Source organism: Bacillus sp. AFS001701 (genome assembly GCF_002559405.1).
In the GTDB taxonomy this organism is placed as follows: Bacteria; Bacillota; Bacilli; order Bacillales; family Bacillaceae_G; genus Gottfriedia.
On record NZ_NTZO01000481.1, the window covers coordinates 1 to 1,744 of the forward strand.

The 1,744-nt window shown below is 29.0% G+C and carries 1 protein-coding gene; it reads left to right on the plus strand.

The genetic code is table 11. The features are described 5' to 3' along the window. Positions 1 to 238 precede the first annotated feature (238 nt). Complete coding sequence (locus CN514_RS21415; RefSeq protein ID WP_098234313.1) at positions 239 to 1,708, plus strand: long-chain-fatty-acid--CoA ligase; 1,470 nt, start codon at positions 239 to 241, stop codon at positions 1,706 to 1,708. Positions 1,709 to 1,744: the final 36 nt, after the last annotated feature.

The window sequence follows — 1,744 nt, forward strand, 5'->3', positions numbered from 1 at the left end:
TGATTATGTAGTATAAAAATTATATCATTAAAGATTATTTGTTTGATAGAATAATAAAGAAATAGGGACTAAAGTCTGTTCTTTTACTCAATTAAAAAGAAAGAATTTAAGATGAAAAATTACAAAAATAGATGAGTTAAATTAATGTTAGAAAGTTATCTTTCTAACTTTTGCATTTTTCTAGAATATTTAATATATGAAATACTAACAATGAAATTAACTAAGGATTGATAATGTAATGAATATATATGGCATGATTAAAGAAGTAGCAGATAATAAAGGTAAAAACATAGCTTATAATTACGATGGAAACAAAACGAATTATGAAGAACTCATTTCATCGTGTGAAAACATAGCACAACTATTAGTTGAAAATGAGATTGAAAAAGGAGATAAAATAGCGATTTTATTAGGAAATTCTCCTGAGTTTGTACAAACTTATTTAGCTATTTTAAGACTAGGTGCAATCGTCATTCCATTAAATCCAGCTTTTACGGAAAGTGAACTCAGCTATATTTTAAAAGATTCTTCTACAAAACTTGTTATTTCAACTAGGGAACAGGAGAAAAAACTTAAAAGTGTTAAAAATCAGTGTCCTACATTATTAAATATTATTTTAATAGATGAAATACAACCGACAGTAAAAATAAAAAATCAATTAGAAGAAATTGAAACTCTACAAGATGATACAGCTGTTATTCTTTATACATCAGGAACAACCAGTAACCCTAAAGGTGCAATGTTGTCTCATTTTAATTTAATTGAAAATGCAAATGATTTTTCCAAGTTAATCGAATTAAGTGAAAATGATCAAATGATCGCCGTCCTTCCAATGTTTCATTCATTTTGCTTAACATTATGTGTAAATATGATTTTGTTAAATGGAGCATCAACAATCATCATTCCTAAATTTAACCCAGCTGAATTAGTTGATGTAATCAAAAAAGAAAAAGCTACTTTAATTGCGGCAGTACCGACGATTTATAATTATTTATATCAATTAAATAATGCGACAGCAAACGATTTTAGTAGTTTGAGAGCATGTATTTCTGGCGGTGCATCTATACCAATCGAATTATTACAGTCAATTCAAGAAAAATACAATGTCTTAATTGTAGAAGGGTATGGACTATCTGAAACAGCTCCAGTTCTTACTTTCAATCCATATCGTGGGATTTGTAAACCAGGATCAGTTGGCCTTGATCTACCTAGTGTTACGACAAGAATAGTAAATGAAAATGGCGAAGAAGTTCCAACTGGTAATGTAGGGGAAGTTGTTGCGATAGGACCGAATGTGATGTGTGGTTATTTAAATAATATAGAAGAAACTGAAAAAGCATTTTTTAACGGTTGGTTTAAAACGGGTGATCTCGGTAAAAAAGATGAAGATGGATATTTATTTTTATTAGATCGAAAAAAAGATGTTATTATAACAAACGGATATAATGTTTACCCTAGAGAGATAGAAGAGAGACTTTATCAACATCCTAGTATTATTGAAGCAGCGGTAGTCGGAAAACCTAATCAATTAATAGGTGAAAGTGTATGTGCTTATTTAGTCGTATCAAATGATTCACTTTCAGAAAGTGAGATCATTGATTTTTGTAAAGAAGCACTTGTTTATTATAAAGTTCCTAAGGAAATTTACTTTGTAAACGAATTGCCTAAAAATGGTACTGGGAAAGTTTTAAAAAGAAATCTTAAATAATTTTGGAGACCAATCATTAGACTGGTCTTTTTTTTT

Bases quoted from the DNA above. Each gene is read 5' to 3' on its own strand.
- CN514_RS21415 (WP_098234313.1), top strand. From the start codon at position 239: ATGAATATATATGGCATGATTAAAGAAGTAGCAGATAATAAAGGTAAA.